23 protein-coding genes are annotated in these 19,399 nt (G+C 53.3%); 7 read left to right on the top strand and 16 right to left on the bottom strand.

From position 1 onward, the window contains the following. Positions 1-56: 56 nt before the first annotated feature. A complete protein-coding gene (gene tsaD / locus RHH81_RS09560; protein WP_302678173.1) occupies positions 57-1,118 on the top strand; it encodes a tRNA (adenosine(37)-N6)-threonylcarbamoyltransferase complex transferase subunit TsaD in 1,062 nt (353 codons plus the stop codon). Here the strand turns inward: tsaD and RHH81_RS09555 are convergent. Then, complete coding sequence (locus RHH81_RS09555; protein ID WP_149818932.1) at positions 1,063-1,917, bottom strand: metal ABC transporter permease; 855 nt, start codon at positions 1,915-1,917, stop codon at positions 1,063-1,065. The two genes, tsaD and RHH81_RS09555, sit on opposite strands and share 56 nt — an antisense overlap. A gap of 82 nt (positions 1,918-1,999) precedes the next feature. Here RHH81_RS09555 and ispE point away from each other — a divergent pair, with 82 nt between their 5' ends. After that, on the top strand, positions 2,000-2,935 hold the full coding sequence (gene ispE, locus RHH81_RS09550) for a 4-(cytidine 5'-diphospho)-2-C-methyl-D-erythritol kinase (protein WP_206199976.1): 936 nt from the start codon (positions 2,000-2,002) through the stop codon (positions 2,933-2,935). On the opposite strand, the gene RHH81_RS09545 is transcribed toward ispE, so the two are convergent. The 4 genes from RHH81_RS09545 to RHH81_RS09530 form a co-directional block, all read right to left on the bottom strand. Continuing rightward, the gene (locus tag RHH81_RS09545; RefSeq protein WP_310742968.1) at positions 2,932-4,044 is read right to left on the bottom strand and encodes a sigma-70 family RNA polymerase sigma factor; all 1,113 of its coding nucleotides are present in this window, start codon (positions 4,042-4,044) and stop codon (positions 2,932-2,934) included. The two genes, ispE and RHH81_RS09545, sit on opposite strands and share 4 nt — an antisense overlap. A gap of 112 nt (positions 4,045-4,156) precedes the next feature. Continuing rightward, positions 4,157-4,741, bottom strand: coding sequence for a hypothetical protein (locus RHH81_RS09540; protein WP_206199974.1), 585 nt, complete (start codon positions 4,739-4,741; stop codon positions 4,157-4,159). 68 nt (positions 4,742-4,809) lie between these two features. Continuing rightward, positions 4,810-5,520 (bottom strand): Crp/Fnr family transcriptional regulator, encoded by a 711-nt coding sequence (locus RHH81_RS09535; RefSeq protein WP_206199973.1) that lies wholly within the window; start codon positions 5,518-5,520, stop codon positions 4,810-4,812. Positions 5,521-5,692: 172 nt separating this feature from the next. Further along, positions 5,693-6,190: an HNH endonuclease gene (locus RHH81_RS09530; RefSeq protein WP_206199972.1), complete on the bottom strand. Its 498-nt coding sequence runs from the start codon at positions 6,188-6,190 to the stop codon at positions 5,693-5,695. A gap of 143 nt (positions 6,191-6,333) precedes the next feature. On the opposite strand from RHH81_RS09530, the gene RHH81_RS09525 reads away from it, so the two are divergent. Beyond that, a complete protein-coding gene (locus tag RHH81_RS09525; RefSeq protein ID WP_206199971.1) occupies positions 6,334-6,873 on the top strand; it encodes a YqeG family HAD IIIA-type phosphatase in 540 nt (179 codons plus the stop codon). Here the strand turns inward: RHH81_RS09525 and aroQ are convergent. The 5 genes from aroQ to sufR all read right to left on the bottom strand — a co-directional run bounded on the left by aroQ (position 6,870) and on the right by sufR (position 9,544). Continuing rightward, on the bottom strand, positions 6,870-7,316 hold the full coding sequence (aroQ, locus tag RHH81_RS09520) for a type II 3-dehydroquinate dehydratase (RefSeq protein ID WP_190278250.1): 447 nt from the start codon (positions 7,314-7,316) through the stop codon (positions 6,870-6,872). The genes RHH81_RS09525 and aroQ overlap by 4 nt on opposite strands. A 50-nt stretch (positions 7,317-7,366) precedes the next feature. Next, positions 7,367-7,495 (bottom strand): hypothetical protein, encoded by a 129-nt coding sequence (locus RHH81_RS09515; RefSeq protein WP_255451719.1) that lies wholly within the window; start codon positions 7,493-7,495, stop codon positions 7,367-7,369. A gap of 126 nt (positions 7,496-7,621) precedes the next feature. Next, positions 7,622-7,954, bottom strand: a complete 333-nt coding sequence (psb28, locus tag RHH81_RS09510; protein WP_149818920.1) for a photosystem II reaction center protein Psb28 — start codon at positions 7,952-7,954, stop codon at positions 7,622-7,624. 50 nt (positions 7,955-8,004) lie between these two features. Beyond that, a complete protein-coding gene (locus tag RHH81_RS09505) occupies positions 8,005-8,883 on the bottom strand; it encodes an alpha/beta hydrolase (RefSeq protein WP_310742967.1) in 879 nt (292 codons plus the stop codon). A gap of 1 nt (position 8,884) precedes the next feature. After that, the gene (gene sufR / locus RHH81_RS09500) at positions 8,885-9,544 is read right to left on the bottom strand and encodes an iron-sulfur cluster biosynthesis transcriptional regulator SufR (protein ID WP_149818916.1); all 660 of its coding nucleotides are present in this window, start codon (positions 9,542-9,544) and stop codon (positions 8,885-8,887) included. Between the two features lie 121 nt (positions 9,545-9,665). Here sufR and sufB point away from each other — a divergent pair, with 121 nt between their 5' ends. Next, positions 9,666-11,102 (top strand): Fe-S cluster assembly protein SufB, encoded by a 1,437-nt coding sequence (sufB, locus tag RHH81_RS09495; protein WP_206199969.1) that lies wholly within the window; start codon positions 9,666-9,668, stop codon positions 11,100-11,102. Between the two features lie 88 nt (positions 11,103-11,190). Here the strand turns inward: sufB and RHH81_RS09490 are convergent, their stop codons facing one another. Next, on the bottom strand, positions 11,191-12,201 hold the full coding sequence (locus RHH81_RS09490; RefSeq protein ID WP_310744288.1) for a WD40 repeat domain-containing protein: 1,011 nt from the start codon (positions 12,199-12,201) through the stop codon (positions 11,191-11,193). Between the two features lie 157 nt (positions 12,202-12,358). Here RHH81_RS09490 and RHH81_RS09485 point away from each other — a divergent pair, with 157 nt between their 5' ends. The 3 genes from RHH81_RS09485 to RHH81_RS09475 are packed head-to-tail and all read left to right on the top strand — an operon-like array spanning position 12,359 to position 13,763. Beyond that, entirely contained in the window at positions 12,359-12,793 is a 435-nt protein-coding gene (locus RHH81_RS09485; RefSeq protein ID WP_310742965.1) for a thioesterase family protein, read from the top strand. A gap of 42 nt (positions 12,794-12,835) precedes the next feature. Then, positions 12,836-13,162 (top strand): 2Fe-2S iron-sulfur cluster-binding protein, encoded by a 327-nt coding sequence (locus RHH81_RS09480; protein WP_149818908.1) that lies wholly within the window; start codon positions 12,836-12,838, stop codon positions 13,160-13,162. A gap of 4 nt (positions 13,163-13,166) precedes the next feature. Next, on the top strand, positions 13,167-13,763 hold the full coding sequence (locus tag RHH81_RS09475) for a CPBP family intramembrane glutamic endopeptidase (RefSeq protein ID WP_206199966.1): 597 nt from the start codon (positions 13,167-13,169) through the stop codon (positions 13,761-13,763). On the opposite strand, the gene RHH81_RS09470 is transcribed toward RHH81_RS09475, so the two are convergent. The 5 genes from RHH81_RS09470 to RHH81_RS09450 form a co-directional block, all read right to left on the bottom strand. Further along, positions 13,760-15,373: an HD domain-containing phosphohydrolase gene (locus RHH81_RS09470; RefSeq protein WP_310742964.1), complete on the bottom strand. Its 1,614-nt coding sequence runs from the start codon at positions 15,371-15,373 to the stop codon at positions 13,760-13,762. The two genes, RHH81_RS09475 and RHH81_RS09470, sit on opposite strands and share 4 nt — an antisense overlap. A 60-nt stretch (positions 15,374-15,433) precedes the next feature. Further along, positions 15,434-16,354, bottom strand: a complete 921-nt coding sequence (locus RHH81_RS09465) for an NAD(+) kinase (RefSeq protein WP_206199964.1) — start codon at positions 16,352-16,354, stop codon at positions 15,434-15,436. 88 nt (positions 16,355-16,442) lie between these two features. After that, a complete protein-coding gene (gene kaiC / locus RHH81_RS09460) occupies positions 16,443-17,999 on the bottom strand; it encodes a circadian clock protein KaiC (protein ID WP_206199963.1) in 1,557 nt (518 codons plus the stop codon). A gap of 69 nt (positions 18,000-18,068) precedes the next feature. Further along, on the bottom strand, positions 18,069-18,395 hold the full coding sequence (gene kaiB, locus RHH81_RS09455) for a circadian clock protein KaiB (RefSeq protein ID WP_206199962.1): 327 nt from the start codon (positions 18,393-18,395) through the stop codon (positions 18,069-18,071). 5 nt (positions 18,396-18,400) lie between these two features. Next, complete coding sequence (locus RHH81_RS09450) at positions 18,401-19,252, bottom strand: circadian clock protein KaiA (protein WP_206199961.1); 852 nt, start codon at positions 19,250-19,252, stop codon at positions 18,401-18,403. Positions 19,253-19,399: the final 147 nt, after the last annotated feature.

Genomic DNA, 19,399 nt, shown 5'->3' with positions numbered 1-19,399 from the left:
CTCGAAAAACCGGCTAGACTGAAAAGAGGCTCTAGCTTCATGCCCACGTCTGCCCGATGGTAAGAATTCTGGCCATTGAAACCAGTTGTGATGAAACGGCAGCAGCCGTAGTGTGCGATCGCGCCATTGAAAGTCATGTGATTGCCTCCCAAGTACGTGCCCATCAACCCTTTGGCGGTGTCGTACCGGAAGTCGCCTCCCGTGCCCACTTGGAAAACATTAACGGCGTGATCACAGCAGCGATGAGTGAGGCCGGTTGTGATTGGTCTGCCATTGATGCCATTGCTGTCACCTGTGCTCCCGGATTGGTGGGGTCGCTGCTCATTGGGGTTACGGCGGCAAAAACCCTTGCCCTTGTGCAGCAAAAACCGTTCTTGGGAATTCACCACCTTGAAGGCCACCTCTATGCCTCCTACTTAGCGGAACCGACCCTTGAACCACCGTTTCTCTGCCTCTTGGTGTCTGGCGGGCATACCAGTCTCATTGGCGTTTATGGCTGTGGCGAGTACCAACTCTTTGGCCAAACGCGGGATGATGCGGCGGGGGAAGCCTACGATAAGGTAGCACGCCTACTGGGCTTGGGCTATCCAGGGGGGCCAGTGCTCGATCGCTTGGCGCAGCAGGGCAATCCAGAGGCCTTTGATCTACCAGAGGGAAATATCCGCCTCCCCGATGGCAAGGTGCATCCCTACGATTCCAGTTTTAGTGGGCTGAAAACCGCAGTGGCACGACTCGTGGAGGAGCTGCGTCAAACCCATGATGAATTGCCGGTGGCTGACCTTGCGGCCAGTTTTCAGAAGGCGGTGGCACAGGCCTTGACCAAGCGGGCGATCGCGGCAGCAGTGGATCATGGATTCAAAACCCTCGCCATTGGGGGAGGCGTAGCGGCAAATTCTGGACTGCGACAACACCTGACTGCGGCTGCTGAACCCTTGGGGCTACAGTTGATTTTTCCGCCTCTGCGGCTATGTACCGATAATGCGGCGATGATTGGCTGTGCGGCAGTGGATCATTTCCAGCGGGGCGATCGCTCCCCCTTGGAGCTGACAGCCCGTTCACGCCTCAGCTTGCTGGAGATTTCTGCCCTCTATGCAGCCACGCCCCTCGCAGTGAGTTAATCGCGATCGAGCCTAAAAAGAACACCAGTTGACAGACCACAATACTCGGCCCCGATGGCCAATTCATCCCTGCTGACAAGAGCATACCAACAATGGCACTGCCTACCCCTACTAGGGCCGCCAAAACCACGTACTGCGAAAATTGCCGACTCCACAGGCGAGCGCCACAGGCGGGAATCACCACAAAGGCACTAATGAGCAATACCCCCACTGTCTTAATCGAGACGGCAACCACCAAGGCCAATAGGGTGATAAACAGCAGCCGCTGAATCCCCACCGCCGCCCCCCGCGCCACCGCCAAGGCCTCATTCACTGTGATTAACAATTGCACCCGTAACGTGAGCAGGATGAAAGTGCCGACAAGGGCGCAGAGCATGCCACTCATGACGAGATCGGCTGGGCGCACCGCCAAAATATCGCCAAAGAGTAAATTATTTAGCCCCCCCTGATAGCGATCGCTCATACTCAGCAAAATCACCGCCAGCGCTAAGGAGGCTGAGTAGATGATATTCAAGAGGGCATCCGTCCATAGTCGCGTATGCTCCAGCAGATAGGTCACCCCGAGGGCAAACACCACGGCAAAGGGCAGCAACATCACGGAGGGATTCAATCCTAGAATAATTCCTAGGCTAATTCCCAGTAGGGCTGAGTGCCCCAAGGCATCACTAAAAAAAGAAAGTTGCCGCAGGATTGTAAAGCTACCGAGGGCACCCGCCATCCCTCCCGTAAAGATGCCTGCCCACAGTGCCCGCTGCATAAAGGGCAACTGCAACAGCTCAATCATTCGTTCCAAAATCATGGGGACTTCTGTTTAGCGCCTGCCAAAGAGGAATAGAAGAATAATATGCTATTGAACGAGGTGGTTGTGAGGATGGGGCTGCGTGTATCGTTTGCTGGCACCTGCCAAAATTAATCTCTTTTTACAAATTGTTGGCAATTGTTTAGATGGCAGTGGCTACCACGAGCTGGTAATGGTCATGCAGGCGGTTTCCCTCATGGATCGCATTGAACTCATCCCGCGGCGCGATCGCCAAATTAAAGTCCATTGCACTAACCCGGCTGTCCCCTGCGATCAACGAAATCTCGCCTACAAAGCAGCGGCCTTACTCCAGCAGCATTTTCCCGATCGCGATGGCGTTGAAATTTTCATTGAAAAACGAATTCCTATGGGGGCAGGCTTGGCCGGGGGTTCCACCAATGGAGCAGCGGTACTCGTGGGCTTAGATCTCCTGTGGCAGTTGGGTCTGACGCAAGCGGAATTGCAAACCTTTGCAGCGCAATTGGGGGCTGATGTGCCCTTCTGTCTGCAAGGGGGAACCGCCTTAGCCCTAGGGCGCGGTGAACAGTTGACGCCCCTAGCGGATTTACAGGGATTAACTGTGATCCTAGGGAAGTATCGCTCCCTCAGTGTGGCCACCCCTTGGGCCTATCAAACCTATCGGCAGGAATTCGCCGCCACCTATGCCCAAACCCCCAACGAGCAGGAAAAAGCCCGCCAAGAGGGGGGATCCGCAACCCTGTTACAGGCCATTCAGCAGCGTGACATCGCCAAATTGGCCGCCAGCCTCCGTAATGATTTAGAGAAGGTAGTGTTGCCCCGCTATCCCTTGGTGGCAGAGTTAAAGGAGCAATTCCTCGCCGCTGGGGCGATCGCCAGCATGATGTCAGGATCTGGGCCAACAGTGTTTGCCCTAGCGCCCTCTGCCGATGAAGGTTACAGCATCATGCAACGGGTACGGCGCGCCCTACCAGACCCCGACCTTGATCTATGGATCTGTGAGTGCTGTCCCCACGGCATTCAGTTGGAGACGCCCTAGGCAAACTCCTCAAGATAGTCTTGAATTTCTCGGCGCCGTTGGGGCTGCCGCAACTTTTGCAGGGCACGGTGCTCAATTTGGCGAATCCGCTCCCGACTCAGTCCCAGCAGTGCCGCAATTTCCGCCATCTCAAGGGCGAGCTGCTCGCCGAGGCCATAGCGCAGTTCCATCACTTGCCGCTCACGGGGCGATAGATCACTGAGGAGTTGCTTCAAAGTAGTACGCAGGGACTCACGCATGATCACTTCATTGGGGGTGGGGGCAGTGGATTCAATTAGCTCCTGCAATTCCGTTTCTTGGTCGGAGCCAACCCGCTGTTCCAAGGCCACGGATTTGGGAACAGCCATGAGCACTTCCCGCACCTGTGACACCTCCAGATTCAGTTCTTGGGCAATGTCCGCTAGACTGGGCATCGCGCCTTGTTGAGCCGCAAGACGCCGTTGGGCACGCTTAATTTTATTGAGTTTTTCCACCATGTGAATGGGCAAGCGGATTGTGCGGCTTTGGCTAGCAACGGCACGGGTGACACTTTGGCGAATCCACCAGTAGGCATAGGTGCTAAAGCGAAATCCCTTGGTCGGATCGAATTTTTCAACGGCACGTTCTAGACCCAAACTCCCCTCTTGGATCAGATCTAAAAATTCCACGCCGCGATGTTGATATTTTTTGGCAATATTCACCACCAAGCGCAGGTTGGCTTGCAGCAATTGGGTTTTTGCCCGCTGTCCTTGCCGCTCAATGTGCTGAAGTTCACTTAGGGTCATATTCGCTGCCTTTGCCCAAGCTTGACGACCCGCCTGCACACAGGTTTGCAATTCAGCCACACTCATCTTAAGTCGCGCAGCCCATTGGGTACGGGTAAGGGGACGCCCCAACTGCCGCTGCTGGCGATCGCGCTCCCTCACAGCCGCCACATAGCGCTTGATCTGGGGGTCATCGGACTGATCTCGCACTGCGAGCAGAGCTTGGTACTGCTGAACCTGTTGGGCAAGGCGCAGTTCTTGGCTAGGGGTGAGCAAGGGCACACGGCCAATTTCCTGCAAATACTGCCGCACCAAATCCGTTGTCAATGGACGATCGGACACGGGTTGAATGGGGGTAGCCACCATAGGACAACTCAACTCACAACATCGAGAATTCAGCTCGATAGTGGTATTCTCTGCCCTTGGCGAGGGGGAGGGCAGTGATGGAGCTGGTGCTTAAGTTGTGATATTGATCAACCTATTCTGTGCTTTCTGAGGCACCCGTCATAAGCTTTGTGGCTGAAGACGGCTGTTCCTTGAGAATCGTGGTATCAATCACGCAGGGCAATCGGGCAGCCTTGAGACCGCGCTTGATCACGGCAAGGGTTTCTTGAAAGAGGACAAAGAGGGGAAATTGACGATTGGCGCCCTCGCTAAATATATCGCGATGTTGCAGGGGCATATCCCAGCTATAACTGCGACTGAGGAGCACTTGGGATTGGCGCCAGCGGGTCAGCAGTTCCGTAAAGCTTTCCCCTGGCCGATGGATAAAGACCAGCAGTTCAATGTCGGTTTTGACTTTCCACTCGGGATCGCACAGGACAAAGACCAAATCACAGGGCACCATCACCGACTTCACTTGGGGACGTTGGTTCGAGGTTGTGGCGGCAGGAACCTGAATATGGGCGATCGGCAGCGGAATTGGAATTAAACTCTCTTGAGGTCGCCGCATACTGGGAATCATTTCTAGGTACGGGCGATATTGCCGCAGGAGTTCTGTCGCATGCAGCGGATCCGTGTAGCGAACCAAGGTGTGTTCGTAGAGGTTGGGGGCGATCGCCATAGCAGAAAGAGCTTGCAACTATTGTTATCCTAGGCGAGGTCACTGCGCCTCAACAAGCCAACAGAACTTTAATTCACCGCTTGCTGTGCCAATTGCTCTAGTTGCGGCAAATTGAGAATTTGGAGTTGTTGCTTGGCCGCATCAATCTTGATCCAGTTTTTCGCCACCAGTTTATCCAGCAGTTGATGGGCTTCATCAGGGCTAATGTTGGCCACATCCGCTAAATCCTTGATGGGCACATTGAAAATCACGGCTGTGTTGGCATTGCCCCCTGGATGCTGACCATAGCGCCGTGCCAAATTCACCAAGACATGGGCTAGTTTGACGGCAGGAGGTTTGTGCAACAGTTCAATGCGCGTATTGGTCAAGCGTAGCCGCTGTGCCATCAATTGCAGCATCCGATAGTGCAGATCCGGCTCATGGCGCAGGACATGGACAAATTTTTGCGCCGGCACAGACAAAACTTCCGCTGGACACAGCGCCACCACATCTGTTGAGCGGGGTGATTGGTCAAGAATGGCCATTTCACCAAAAAAATCCCCCGGCCCAAGGATCGCTAGGGTCATGAAATCCCCATCAGCGAGCAGTCGCCGCACCTTCACCCAGCCTGAGAGGATAAAGTAAACCGCATTGCCCCACGCATCTTCAATTAGAATGGCACGCCCCGCCGGGTAGGTGTTATGCCAAGCCACTGACAGCATTGAAGAAAGTGCCGCCTCGGAACTGGCTGCAAACAGTGGAAAGAGTTGACTAAAGTTTTCGGCCTCAATACTTGACATAACGACCTTAAGTGGAGTTGTTCAAAGGTAAAGCTTCTTCCCTACGATACTAGAATACGCGATCGCCTCACTTCTCCCTTGCTAGCCACTGATTCTTGCCAAAGGTCTCGGTAAGGCTTTTGCAGAGAGAGGCCGCCACTTTTCCCCTCAGGATTCAATGGAGTGGAAAAAACTAGGCACCAATAACATACTTACGCCATTCTTGGTGAGTACCCGTGCGCACGTGCTTTGTAACCTCAAAGTATAGGCTACTAATGGGGCGCCGCGGTGTTTGCCGTAGGGGCATATTGGCCTCTTTTGGGGTGCGATTCCCCTTCTTGACATTACAGCGCACACAAGCGGTCACAATATTTTCCCAAGTGTCCCCTCCCCCTCGCGATTTGGGGATGACGTGATCAAGGGTGAGCTCATCCCCGGTATAGCCACAGTACTGGCAAGAATGGCCATCTCGATGCAGGATATTGCGGCGAGTAAGGGGAATTTCTTTGTAGGGAGTGACGACATAATGCCGCAGACGAATGACGGTCGGCAAGGGAAAATTGTTGTAAACCATCTTGCCGTTGTGCTCGACTTGCTCCGCCTTGCCCTTGATTAAAAGGACAACTGCCCGTTGCCAACTCGTAATATTGAGTGGTTCATAGGAGGCATTGAGTACCAGAACCTTCGCCATATCCGTTGACACGCGGCATTCTCTCAGATGGTAGCATATCCTTTGTGATTGGAGTAACACTAGGAAAGATTTTTGCAGTTCCCACTCTCCCCTAGGATCGTGATAGTCTGGCAGAAGCTTCTTCTTCGTTATTTGCGTTTTCAATGGCCACTGGGTCTCTAGCAGCACTGCTGCAACCGGATTTAATTCTTGAAAGCACCATTGAACAGTTGCACCCCAGTCTGTTGGAAAAATATCATCTGCGGGGCATGGTGCTGGATGTGGATGATACGCTCCTCCCCACGTGGGATGAAGATCTGCCGCCGAAAATTCTGGCGTGGCTACTGGAGATCAAGCATCAGATGCCGATCTGGCTAGTGAGCAATAACTTGAACCATCGCCGCATTGAACGTATTGCCCAGCAGGTGGAGTTACCCTTTTTGATGGGGGCGGGCAAGCCCTCGCGGCGTAAGATTCGTCAGGCCGTGCAAGCCATGAATTTGCCCTATGATCAGGTGGCCATGGTGGGCGATCGCCTGTTTACGGATATTCTCGTGGGCAATCGCTTGGGGATGTTCACGATCTTGGTGCAACCCGTTCTTGTCAAGCGCCTTGATGGTAAATCTTGGGTACGCAATCTGGAATTTTGGCTGGCACGACAGTTGGGAACACCGCTGGCGATCGCCCCCCCCGCTGAGAATTAGCCTTTTGCTTGTAAATAATTGACCAGTGCCCGTAACCCCAACAAATAACTATCAGCACCAAAGCCAGCAATTTGACCGATCGCCACCGGCGCAATGTAGGAATGATGGCGAAAAGTTTCCCGTTGATGAATGTTACTCAGGTGAACTTCCACAGTGGGCAGGGCAACCGCAGCAATCGCATCTCGTAGAGCTACGCTGGTGTGGGTATAGGCTGCGGGGTTAATCAAAATGCCTTGGGCACGCCCCATTGCCTCTTGAATCGCATCTACCAAGACCCCTTCATGATTGGATTGGAGGCACTCAATGGTTACCCCTAACTCCTGCGCCAAGGCTGCCAAAGATTGGTTGATGCTCGCTAGTGTCACAACCCCATAAATCCCCGGCTCCCGTTGCCCTAACAGGTTTAGATTGGGGCCATGAAGCACCAAAATATGAAAGGCCAAGCTTAACCTAACCGTTCAAAACTGACTCAATGGTGTTGAATGCTGTCGCTCTATCGGCGATCGCGCACGGGAATCGGAATTGGCTCCAGCTCAGGGGTGGGATCGGCGCCACCTAGAAGTTCCAACAGTTTTTTTAACCACGATTTGAGGGTGTCAAGCAGGCTCTCTAGATAATCCATTGATGTCCCTACTGTATCGCTATAGAACTTGCAGATGCCCTGTGTCCTGAATAAAGACAAAAAAGGCATCGTAACTTTAAGCTAGCACAATCTTTTTGAATCGGCACCCGATCAATTTAAGACTGGTTAGGACTTCTGGAAGCCAAGGCCATGGCTGGCAGCGTAGCGATCCATAAAGCGAATAAAGCGATCCCACTCTTGGGGGCTGCGCATCGTGTAGGTGGCCTCAATGGCAACGGGCTGGCCGTTAATGAACTTGGCATTGACATCACGGGTAACAATTTCGCCTTCTTCGTCCACCATGTACATCCCCGTGATCTCCAAATTGCCCTCTTGGACGATTTTCGGGTTATCAAAGTAAAACATGGCTTGACCACTGCTGCCATCCCGTGCCCGCGTCAAACGCACATCGGGAACCACTTCTTCATCAACGCCACGGATAAATTGAATTTCTGCCATTGCACCAATACTTCAAGCAATACTTCTAGGATACCTGTATCGGGAACAACTTAAAGCAAGAAATCGCGCCGCAGGCTGTAGATCACCCATTCGGGTTGCTCCAGATGGGGTAAGACCCCTGCGTTGGGGATCACATGGAATGCTTGCAGGCGATCGCGGGCGGTGGCATAGAGTCGCTCACCTAGAGAAAGGGGCGTGAGCTTGGCCTTTTCTCCCCAGAGGATCACGGTGGAGATCGTTAACTGGGGTAAATACTGGCTGAGATCAAAGGAGAGATTTCCCTTCAGGGTGGCCAGAGCTGCCCATTCGGCATTGGGACGACAGGCGGCATCCAAGTAGGCTTCAACAGTTTCCGAGCGTAGCCGCTGCGGATCGGCAAAAATAAATTGGGTGAGGAAGTTGCGCACCGCCAAGGGGTTAGCAGCAGCAACGGTGTAAATGAGGCGATCAAGAATCGGCACCCTCAGCAGGGCATTGGCGATCGCCTGTCCTTGATCTTCACCAAAGTCATTGAATCCACTGGGGCAGACCAGACACAAACGCTCAAAAAGATGGGGTTGCTGAATCGCCAAGCGCACCACAATGCCCGCCGTTAGGGAGGAGGCAACCACCGGCACAGGGGAACCCAGCATCCGCAACAGTTCAGCAATCATTAGCCAGTAATCACTAGTGCTGTAGTCGCGGGCAGGGTGATCCGACTCCCCCCAACCAATCAGATCCGGGGCAATAACGCGGTAGCGAGCCGCAAAGGCAGGATACACCTGCGACCACTCGTAGTGGCTAGACCCACCCCCCAAGCTGTGGAGAAAGACCAGGGGAGGGCGAGATTGCACCTGACCCCAGTAGCGATCGCTGGGGGTGTAATAGACCATACGGCCACTGCTGGTGCTAAAGCTCTGCTGGACAAACGTGGGCGGACAAAAGGCCATGCTACTTCAGAGGACGAATCAGGTAACCACAGCGATGTTCACCATCCACAAGCCAATGGGTGCGCTCCACAGCACAATCCCCAAGGGCGATCGCAAACATCTCTAACTCATGATTACAGACGGTGGGAAAAGACTGGGCAACCGCGGAAATTGCACAATTGTATTCCGTAAAGAGATAGGCACCTTGAGGCTCACTTACGGGGTAAAACTCTGCCATATACCCTTCCTGTCGCCGCAGGGCCACCAGTCGTGCCAAGCGTTCCGCCAACGTACCGCTTCCCATTTGCTCGCGATAGGCCAATGCCTTGCGCTGCCAAGCTGCCTGCAATACGTCCTGCATCTGCTCGGGGCCCAGGGTTGCTGCTACGGATTCCAAGAGTTCAACGGCAAAGCCCTTTGTCTGACTCGACTGTTGCCGCAGTTGCAGTTGCCGTAGTTCCTCTCGTCCCGCCTCGCTAATCGTGTAACGGTATTGGGGACGCCCCACCGTACCCGACAGGACTTCATAGGTCACTAGTTGCTCCGCCTCTAGATCCTTGAGGTGCCGCCGCACCGCTTGCGGACTAATCGCCAGTTGTGCCGCCAACTCCTGGGCACTGAGGTGACCGTCGCGGAGAAGGCAGTGTAAGATGTCCTGTTTAGTATCTGATGTGAGCGTCACGCAACGCCCCCTTGACTAAAACAACCGTTTTGTTGCTAAATTAGTCCTAGAGATAAAGCAACCATCTTGTTGCTTAATATACTCTAAATTTTGGCCATTCCTTCACCCAAGAGAACACTCGATGTCGGCAACGGTACAATCCCTCGTCAATCAGCCCTATAAATACGGCTTTGTCACCCAAATTGAGACGGAAACCATTCCCCGAGGTCTCAACGAGGACATTATCCGCCTCATCTCTGCCAAAAAGAACGAGCCAGAGTTCATGCTGGAGTTTCGCCTGCGGGCCTATCGCCAATGGCTGAAGATGAGCGAACCCACATGGCCACGGGTGAGCTATCCCCCCATCAACTACCAAGACATTGTCTATTATTCGGCTCCAAAACAAAAGGAAAAGCTGAAGAGCTTGGATGAAGTGGATCCCGTCCTGCTGGAAACCTTTGAGAAACTGGGGATTCCCCTTTCAGAGCAAAAGCGGCTGAGCAATGTGGCCGTAGATGCCATTTTCGATAGCGTGTCAGTGGCCACCACCTTCCGTGAGGAGTTGGCCAAGCAAGGGATTATTTTCTGCTCTATTTCTGAAGCGCTCCACGAATATCCCGAGTTGGTGCAGAAATACTTGGGCAGCGTTGTCCCCATTGGCGATAACTTCTATGCTGCTTTGAACTCCGCCGTCTTTTCCGATGGCTCTTTTGTCTATATTCCCAAGAACACCCGCTGTCCGATGGAGCTATCCACCTATTTCCGCATTAACAATGGGGAGTCGGGGCAGTTTGAGCGCACGCTGATTATTGCTGATGAGGGCAGCTATGTGAGCTACCTTGAAGGCTGTACTGCTCCCATGTTCGATACCAATCAACTCCACGCAGCAGTCGTAGAACTGGTGGCCCTTGACAATGCCGAAATCAAATACTCCACGGTGCAAAACTGGTACGCTGGCGATGAAAACGGCAAGGGGGGCATCTATAACTTTGTGACCAAGCGTGGACTCTGCCTTGGCCGCAATTCCAAGATTTCTTGGACACAGGTGGAAACAGGTTCAGCCATTACTTGGAAGTACCCCAGTTGTGTCTTGGTGGGGGATAATTCCGTGGGTGAATTCTACTCCGTTGCCCTCACCAATCATTACCAGCAGGCGGACACAGGGACCAAGATGATCCACATTGGCAAAAATACCCGCAGCACGATTGTCTCCAAGGGGATCTCGGCAGGGCACTCCCAAAATAGCTATCGCGGCTTGGTGAAAATTGGGCCGAAGGCCACGGGAGCACGCAACTATTCCCAATGCGATTCGATGCTCATTGGTGATACGGCAGCCGCCAATACCTTCCCCTATATTCAGGTGCAAAACCCCACGGCACAGGTGGAGCATGAGGCCTCAACCTCAAAAATTGGTGAGGATCAACTTTTCTACTTTGCCCAGCGGGGCATTTCTACCGAAGATGCGGTCTCAATGATGATTAGTGGCTTCTGTCGCGATGTCTTTAACCAGTTGCCGATGGAATTCGCGGTCGAGGCCGATCGCCTGCTGAGCCTGAAGCTCGAGGGGAGTGTTGGCTAAAGAAGATTCAAGCCGTTGTTCTCCGTGGCTAAGATTCTTGGGCATCTTAGCCGTTTTTTTTGCTTCGCAGTTGAGACATATAAGTTCTCTATGAGCTTCCGGGAAAGAGGCGCCACACCTTAATGGTGCTGTCTTCACTGGCGGAGATCAGTTGATCCTGACCAAAGACGACACTGTACACGGCACCAGAGTGGCCTTTGAGGGTACGCAATGGCTGACCAGAGAGGGACCAAAGTTTGACGGTTTGATCGCCGTGGCCACTGGCAATGGTGCTGCCATCGGGACTCACCGCCACACTAAAGACTTGCCCACCTTCGGTGCCAAACTGATGCTGAAGTTCTCCTGTGGCCAAGTTCCAGACTTTGATCCCGTCTTTGTCGCTGCCGCTCACTAGTTGGCTGCTGTCGGGGGTGAAGGCGAGGCTATTGACATCGCTAGTGTGTCCTTCGAGGGTGCGCAGGAGGCGGCGCGAGGGCAAATCCCAAATGCGGATCAGCTTATCCACTCCGCCAGTGGCTAAAAAACGCCCATCGCGACTAATGGCAACGCTGAGCATGATGCCCTCATTGCCTTTTAGGGTAGTGATTTCCTGACGGCTAGGGAGATCCCACAGTTTGACGGTGTGATCATAGCTGGCACTGGCAAGGGTGCGGCCATCGGGACTGAGGGCTAAGCCATTTACAAAATCTTGGTGGCCAGTGAGGGTGGCTTGGAGCTGGCGATCGCTCACACCCCAGAGTTTGATGGTTTTGTCTTTGCTGCCGCTAATTACGGTTTGACCATCGGGCGTGATCACAAGGGCGTAGATCCAATCGGTGTGACCGGTGGCTTGTCCGAGGGCAGTTCCCGTAGCCAAATTCCAAAAATACAGCTTGCGATCGTCGCCACCACTGACGAGTAAATTACCGTCGGGACTAAGGGCGATCGCGTTCACTTCATCTTGATGGCCGCGCAGCGTCGTAGCGAGGGCAATTTTTTGCCACTTGGAGGTGGTTTCTGTAGGGGAGCCACCATTCTGATCGGGGGAGGGCGTCCAGCGTTGACTGAGTTGCCAATAGGCCAGTGCTGCGACCAAGCCGCTGATGACAAGCGTGCTCAAAAGAAGTCGCAGATCAGAACTGCCTTTGTTCCTCATCCGTCCCGTACCCCAATAGCTTGCGAAAGGGCTGTACTCTACATTAACAATAAAGGCTGTGGTGCGTTTTTGCGTACGACTTGTACGACTTGTGTTGGGCAACCCTATGGGATGGTTATCAATGAATACAACACCCCTTCGCGACTATGAGCGCACGGTTTATTTTGCTGACACGGATGCCGCTGGGGTAGTTTACTTTGCTAATCTGCTGCGGTTTTGCCATGAGGCCTATGAGGATGTCCTTGCCCAGTTGGGGGTGGATCTGCGGCAATTTTTTAGCAACAATGGCCTGATTGTGCCGATTACGGAGGCGCAGGTGCGTTGTCTTCAGCCCCTCTACTGTGGCGATCGCCTGCGGGTGACCATTGACCCCCAAAGACTGGATCACAGCCGTTTTCAACTCACCTATACGCTCTACAATGCGGGGGGCGATCGCGTGGCCATTGCCCAGACACAACACATTTGCCTGCAAGAACGCCAACGGGTCGCCATCCCTGAACCTTTGAGCCGCTGGCTAAAGTCCGCACTAGAGGAAACCAGCGATCGCGAGGATTAGGGGGATAATAGGAAAGATGTTGCGTCATAGCTCACTGCAAGAATGACCCAAACCTTTCGTGTTGAGATCCTGCACCAAGGACAAACCTACACGTTTGAAGCCAGTGCCGATAAACCCATCCTGCGATCGGCCACCGCTGCTGGCATTGATCTCCCCAGTTCCTGTAATGCGGGAGTGTGCACTACCTGTGCCGCCCAAATTCAAGAGGGTACCGTTGATCACGGCGATGCCATGGGGCTGAGTCCCGAACTGCGGGAAAAAGGTTATGTGCTCCTCTGTGTGGCTCGCCCCTGTTCAGATCTCAAACTCATCTCTGAAAAAGAGGAAGAGGTCTATAACTTCCAATTTGGTCAATTCCAGAAAGCGTAGGCCTATGGAGGAGTCCCCCCTGCCCGATGAGCCTCTGAGTCGTACGCAGGTCTTAGTGGCCATGGCGTTGACGGCCATCCTGTGGCTGATTTTGGCGCGGGTGTGGTTATTGACCCCCTTTTCCGCGGGACTTCTGCCGCTGCGCTGGGATGGTTGGGCAGTGGTTTTAGGGATTGTCCTCTGCTTAGGAATTACGGGGATGGGGGCTATTTTGTATCGGCTCTGGCCCGCCTACCGCCATGCGTCGGATACCTACCTGAAACTGGTACTTTCACCGCTGCTGTGGCCTGATTTATTTTGGATTGGCATTCTGCCCGGCCTCAGTGAAGAGCTGCTCTTTCGCGGGGTGCTCCTACCAAGCTTGGGTCTCAACTGGGCAGGGATTATCGGTAGCTCGGTGTGCTTTGGTATTTTGCACGCTGGATCGCGGCAGCAGTGGCCCTATGCCCTGTGGGCAACCATTGTGGGCGGGCTGTTTGCCTATAGTGCCGTCGCAATGAATAATTTACTCCTAGCGATCGTCGCCCATACCTGTACTAATTGGCTGGCGGCTACGCTTTGGAAAGTCTCCTTTTTGCGATCGTCTCCCCATCAACCCTAGCGCTGGTGCCCCAGCACCCGAAAGACCTCCTGTTGCTCAAAGAGTTCAACGAGATCGGGATTAATCTTAAATTCCTTGGCCTCCTGCCACAGAATCTCTAGGGCCGCATCCACGGGTAGGCTCTTTTTGTAGGGGCGATCCTTGGCCGTCAGGGCATCGTAAATATCGGCGATCGCCAGCATCTGGGTTTGCAAAGGAATCTCCGCCGCCCCAATACCTCGCGGGTAGCCACTGCCATTCAATCGCTCATGGTGACCATAGGCAATGATCGGCACATTTTTTAGGTGGGGTGTCCAGGGAATGCGAGAGAGAAATTGGTAGGTATAGGTCACGTGGGCTTCAATGAGCCGCCGCTCCTGTTGGGTAAGATTCCCTCGCCGCACCAAGAGTTGCTCGAGTTCGCTGGCCGTAATCAGGGGATGGAGTTGCCCATCAATGCCGCGGTAATAAAACTGGGTTAATTCCTGAAGGCGGGCAAGGGGCTCTTCATCAAGAATTTGCGGCTCATTGGCCTGCTCGAGCAACTGCCAATAGACTTCGAGGGTGAGCAGTTGTTGCTGGAGTTCCTGATCGAGGTGCCGTAAAAAGGCGCAGTGGTGACAGGCCTGTTCTGGGCTATGAACCGTGTGGGGATGGCACAGGAGATAGTTCACCTTGGCTTGAGCCGTTTCCATTTCTAGGGTGCGGCGCACAAGGGCAAACCGTTGGCGAATCACCTCCAGTTGCTCAGGGAAAAATTTCTTTTGCTTGTTGAGAATGGCTTCAGGGACGGCCACCTTACCAAAATCATGGAGCAGCGCTGCATAGCGAATCTCTTGCAGTTGGCGATCGCTAAAGGAGACTTCCCGAAAGACCCCCCTTGAGGTTGCATGGGTGATCTCCGCTAGGCGTACTGTCAGTGCTGCCACCCGTTCCGAATGTCCCGCCGTGGTGGGATCCCGCACCTCAATTGCTTGTACTGAGGCGGTGACAAAGCCCTCAAAGAGCTGTTCAATACTTTCTAGGAGATGGTTGCGCTCAATAATCACAGCCGCCTGACTGGCCAGCGATCGCACAATGTGTTCTTCCCAAGGGCTATAGGGTTGGGTGAGAGCCACAGTGGTTTCTGGCGTCAGCAGGGTGTCGGGCGATCGCTTGCGGTTAATCAGTTGCAGAACGCCAATCACCTCACCACTGACATTTTGCATCGGCACCACCAGCACCGAGCAGGTTCGATAGCGCAGGGCTTCATCAAAAGAACGATTGAATTGGTACAGCTCGTTTCCCGCTAGGGCATACACATCGGGAATATTCAGGGATTCCCTCGTGAGGGCGGCATAGCCCACCAAGCTATCAGGGGTGAGGGGGACTGTAGTGTCCTGTACCTGCTCAGGGAGAGCAACACTATCATTTTGAGCCGCCTTAAATTCCAGAACTGCCCGTTCGCCCTGAACTAGAAAAATTGTGCCGGCATCGCTAGCGGTAATTTGGCGACTTTTCGTGAGAATGAGATGCAGTAGTTCCTCTAGGGATTGGCTCGCGGAAAGGGCAATGCCAATTTCCAGAAGCTGATCAACAAGCGTTTCGGCACTCGATCCAAGCACCGCTCGTTCAAGGGGACTGACAATCATCGCAAAAGACCCGTGAGGAATGCGCCCATTATAGATGCGTTGCAAGCATGGGGTTGTGATCTAATTGCGGTGGTTGTTGTGGTAAGGAATGCGTGCCCCTGCCCAAGCCAACTTCTCCCGTAGCGTTTGATAGAAAGAGTAGTGATCCCGCAGGAGGATAAAGCGTGCCTGACAATCGGCCATCGTCACCTGTACCCGCTGTCCCGGCCAGATGGAGGTGGCCAGTACGCCATCCATCCACAGTTTAGTATTGAGGCTGTGATCGTCCAACGGCCAAATGCTCACTGACGAGCGTGCAGGCAAGACAATGGGGCGACTCGAAAGACTCAAGGGGCAAATCGGCGTCACCACAAGCGCTTCCATCCCCGGATGCAAAATGGGGCCATTGGCGGCGACCGTATAGCAGGTGGAGCCGGTGGGGGTGGCCACCAGCAACCCATCCCCCTGGTACTGATCCACCACATCGCCATCAATTTCCATTTCGAGGATGGCGGTGATCATGCGATCGGCAGATGCCGGCTTAATGCACATTTCATTCAGAGCATAGTAGCGATCGCCCACCACTTCAGGATGCAATTTTGATCCCTCAAACACTTGGGCTTGCAGCATCATTCGCTGTTGCATGGCGTACTCATCCCGCTCAAGGCGATCCCAAACCGCCTCCATATCGCGAAACAGCTCTAATGGTTCCGTCAAAAACCCCAAATGCCCCCCCACATTGACCGCCAGAATCGGAACCCCCGCCGCAGCCAGATGCCGTGCCGCCGCCAAGGAAGTGCCATCTCCCCCCAGAACAACGGCCAGATCTATCGGCTCTGTTACCGAGGCCATAAAGACGGGGTAGGGGTTGTCCTTAGGTCCACTCGGCCCCACAAGCACATTGGCGCCACGCTGTTGCAGTTGACGGGAGGCGCGATCCGCCCATTCCTTGCTCTGGCGATCGCCCGCCTTATGAACGACAATGACCTGATTTAGTTGCATCCAGCGTGCCTACATGGGGGACATAAACAGGACGTGGCTATAAGGCAAGGGTTGGCGCCTACTCCCTCCTTCTGCAACGGACTCTCTGTTACTCGTTGTCTAGATCCTGCACCTCTTTCACAATGCGTGCCAACTCAGTTTTTTCATCCACAGCAATACGGGTGGGGGTACCGCTAATAATTCCCTCAAAATTGCGGAAGGAATCGCGAATTTCCGCCCCCTTCTCACTAATCACGTACTCACGAATGCCCTTATCGTGCCAAGAACCACGCATCTTGAAGACGTTAATCGCCCGTGACATTTCACCGCGAATTTCCACATACTGCAACAGCAAAATTGTGTCCGTAATGGTCGAGATATGGGACTCCGTAATCGAGTTCGACCCCATAAATTGATCCGTTGTGTTAGTGAAAAAGCCAGTGATCTCCTCCTGCTTGGCAAAGCCTGTAACCCCAATCACAAACTGCCGGAAGGCATTATTGCTCACCCCCCGATCCAGCGCTGATAGGGAGTCAATGGCCACCCGCGAAGGCTTAAAGTCTGCAATCTCCGACTTGATAATTTGCAGGTGATCCTCAAGACCCGCTGATTCTGGATAGGCACAGACAATCCGCAGCAGACCTTGGCGTTCTAACTCCTCAAAATCAATGCCCCAAGAGGATGCGTTACGCGACAACTGCGCCCGCGATTCTTCATAGGCAAACAGCAGTGCCCGTTCTCCCTGTTGGCAGCCCGTCTCCAAGAATTTGCTGACCAAGAGGGTCTTGCCAGTACCCGTAGCACCCGTGGCCAAAATAATCGAATCCTTGAAGAAACCGCCGCCACACATCTCGTCGAGGGTCTTGACCCCCGAAGACACCCGCACATTGGAGGAGCGCTGGGTAAGACGCATTGCCCCCAAGGGGAAGATATTGATACCGTTGTTGATCGTAAAGGGATATTCCCCCTTCATGTGGGTGGTGCCCCGCAGCTTGAGAATTTCGACCGTGCGCCGCCGCCGTTCTCCCTCCAGCACATTACGCAAAATCACCACATTATCGGAGACAAACTCTTCGACACCAAAGCGTGCCACTGGGCCATATTCATCAATGCGCTCCGTGGTCATAATGGTGGTGACCCCCAGTTGCTTGAGGCGGAAGGCCAAGCGGAAAATTTCCCGCCGCACCACCGAGGCCGCATCGTATTGCTGAAAGACGGCTGTCACGGAGTCAATGGAAACCCGTGTTGCTTTGTATTTGCGGATGGCGTACTGGATGCGCTCAATCAGCGCCGATAGATCAAAGTCTCCCGCCACATCTTGGCCATCGGGATCTGGGGAGGCATCAAGGATAAAGAGCTTCCCTTGATCAATGAGACTTTGGAGATCCCAGCCAAAGCTCAGGGCATTTTTAATAATGTCGTGGGGAGACTCTTCAAAGGTGACGAAGATGCCCGGCTCATTGAAAATCGTAATGCCGTTGTAGAGAAACTGCACCGCAAAGAGGGTCTTGCCGGTACCCGATGTACCACTGACGAGTGTCGTGCGTCCTTGGGGCAGGCCACCATGACTAATGTCATCAAAGCCCTCGATCATCGTGCGGATTTTTTTGACTTCGGCAGCCACCTTCGGCGTTGAACTGGGCTGGTTTTCTGGTGTATCAGTCATAGAGGTTCTAAGTCGGCACTCTTAAAGGGATTTCCAAAGGGTTATTCTAAACCGAGGGGAAGAAAGGTCTCATTCCAAATCAAGATCGTCTTCGGCTTGCTCACCAATTTCTTCATACAGCAAGTCAAGACCAATGAGCACCTTTTCGCGATTCGAGAGATCGCCAATGATGCGGCGCACCGGTGGGGGCAAGACTTTGGCAAGGGTCGGGGTCGCTAGAATTTTATCCTCCTCGGCCAGTTGCGGATTTTTGAGGACATCAATGACTTTGAGGGCATAAACCCCCTTAAATTCTTTTTCAAGAATATTATTGAGGGTTTTGAGGGCACGCACGGAGTTGGCGGTGTTGCCAGCCACATAGAGCTTGAGAACGTAGGTTTTCCGCAGTGGGGCCATAGAAACTACACCTCACGCGGAATAGAGCGACGGTACATTTCACACAGATGGGCAATGACATCGATGAGCGTCAGGCGATAGTCCAGCAAAATGTCCTCACTACGACCTTCGAGTTTGAGTTGCTTGGAAAAGTTATCCATGAGTTCAACGTGAATCTCTAGCACTTGGGAAACAGAAATATCCGCGAAGAACGCTTTACTAACAAACTCGTCAATATGCTCATTAACTTTGGCATCGGTATTAAAGTATTCAAGGATAATGGTACGATAAATTGAGCGCAATTCATCCAGCAGCTTGCGTTTATCGGCAGTGGACATACGGCGGAAGAAAAATTCCGTGTCTCGCTTGTAATAGACCCCTAGGTAGCCGAGCCGCTCCTTCAATTTTTGGGAAAGACGATGCTGCGGATCGACATTACTACTTTCTTTCAGGGCTGGCATGCGAAACATGACATGGGGCGGCACCGCACAGCCCGGACAGAGTTTGACAAATCCCGTAATGGCTTCCTCAATTTGGTGGTTGAGCTGGTGGAGGTTGTCAGCGGTAAGAATGCTTTCAGCAATGTGGTAGTGCGGCCCCGGCGGAACGGGTGAGGTGCCGGCAGGAAAGATAATGATCGCGGGCAGGAGTGTGGCGCTGTGGTGAAGATAGGTAATGATTTGCGGCGTCCCCTCTCCCCATTCTAAAATTAAACAAGCGACATTATTGCGCCGCTGCTCTAGGTAAGTGCAAAACTCTCTCTCGTCGGAAAAGTAAACCAGTTCATCGATGTCGGAGTTGTGCAAACGGACTAATTCTTGGCCAATAGCGGGCGAGTAAACTAAGCCACAGATTGTTAGTGCGGTTGACTGCGCCACGTGCTTTCAGAACTTGAGTTTGCATCTGATAGCATCCTATCACTTTCTCGCTGGTGGTGGCAGTGTTTTCTGGAGGAGTGTTGCCATTTCATTACAAGCTTAGGACCAACAGCCCTGCTCACAAGGACAGAACACACTCAAGAATGG

The sequence above is a fragment of the Thermosynechococcus sp. PKX95 genome (assembly GCF_031583295.1).
Classification (GTDB): Bacteria; Cyanobacteriota; Cyanobacteriia; order Thermosynechococcales; family Thermosynechococcaceae; genus Thermosynechococcus.
The sequence above is the reverse complement of the archived record's forward strand: the minus strand, read 5'-3'. Positions and strand labels throughout refer to the sequence as shown.

Bases quoted from the DNA above. Each gene is read 5' to 3' on its own strand.
- RHH81_RS09465 (WP_206199964.1), bottom strand. From the start codon at position 16,354: ATGCAACTAAATCAGGTCATTGTCGTTCATAAGGCGGGCGATCGCCAG.
- kaiC (WP_206199963.1), bottom strand. From the start codon at position 17,999: ATGACTGATACACCAGAAAACCAGCCCAGTTCAACGCCGAAGGTGGCT.
- RHH81_RS09480 (WP_149818908.1), top strand. From the start codon at position 12,836: ATGACCCAAACCTTTCGTGTTGAGATCCTGCACCAAGGACAAACCTAC.
- sufB (WP_206199969.1), top strand. From the start codon at position 9,666: ATGTCGGCAACGGTACAATCCCTCGTCAATCAGCCCTATAAATACGGC.
- RHH81_RS09475 (WP_206199966.1), top strand. From the start codon at position 13,167: ATGGAGGAGTCCCCCCTGCCCGATGAGCCTCTGAGTCGTACGCAGGTC.
- RHH81_RS09540 (WP_206199974.1), bottom strand. From the start codon at position 4,741: ATGGCGATCGCCCCCAACCTCTACGAACACACCTTGGTTCGCTACACG.
- RHH81_RS09525 (WP_206199971.1), top strand. From the start codon at position 6,334: ATGGCCACTGGGTCTCTAGCAGCACTGCTGCAACCGGATTTAATTCTT.
- RHH81_RS09505 (WP_310742967.1), bottom strand. From the start codon at position 8,883: ATGGCCTTTTGTCCGCCCACGTTTGTCCAGCAGAGCTTTAGCACCAGC.
- psb28 (WP_149818920.1), bottom strand. From the start codon at position 7,954: ATGGCAGAAATTCAATTTATCCGTGGCGTTGATGAAGAAGTGGTTCCC.
- RHH81_RS09515 (WP_255451719.1), bottom strand. From the start codon at position 7,495: ATGGATTATCTAGAGAGCCTGCTTGACACCCTCAAATCGTGGTTAAAA.
- RHH81_RS09530 (WP_206199972.1), bottom strand. From the start codon at position 6,190: ATGGCGAAGGTTCTGGTACTCAATGCCTCCTATGAACCACTCAATATT.
- RHH81_RS09470 (WP_310742964.1), bottom strand. From the start codon at position 15,373: ATGATTGTCAGTCCCCTTGAACGAGCGGTGCTTGGATCGAGTGCCGAA.
- tsaD (WP_302678173.1), top strand. From the start codon at position 57: ATGGTAAGAATTCTGGCCATTGAAACCAGTTGTGATGAAACGGCAGCA.
- RHH81_RS09555 (WP_149818932.1), bottom strand. From the start codon at position 1,917: ATGATTTTGGAACGAATGATTGAGCTGTTGCAGTTGCCCTTTATGCAG.
- RHH81_RS09545 (WP_310742968.1), bottom strand. From the start codon at position 4,044: ATGGTGGCTACCCCCATTCAACCCGTGTCCGATCGTCCATTGACAACG.
- RHH81_RS09485 (WP_310742965.1), top strand. From the start codon at position 12,359: ATGAATACAACACCCCTTCGCGACTATGAGCGCACGGTTTATTTTGCT.
- kaiB (WP_206199962.1), bottom strand. From the start codon at position 18,395: ATGGCCCCACTGCGGAAAACCTACGTTCTCAAGCTCTATGTGGCTGGC.
- RHH81_RS09535 (WP_206199973.1), bottom strand. From the start codon at position 5,520: ATGTCAAGTATTGAGGCCGAAAACTTTAGTCAACTCTTTCCACTGTTT.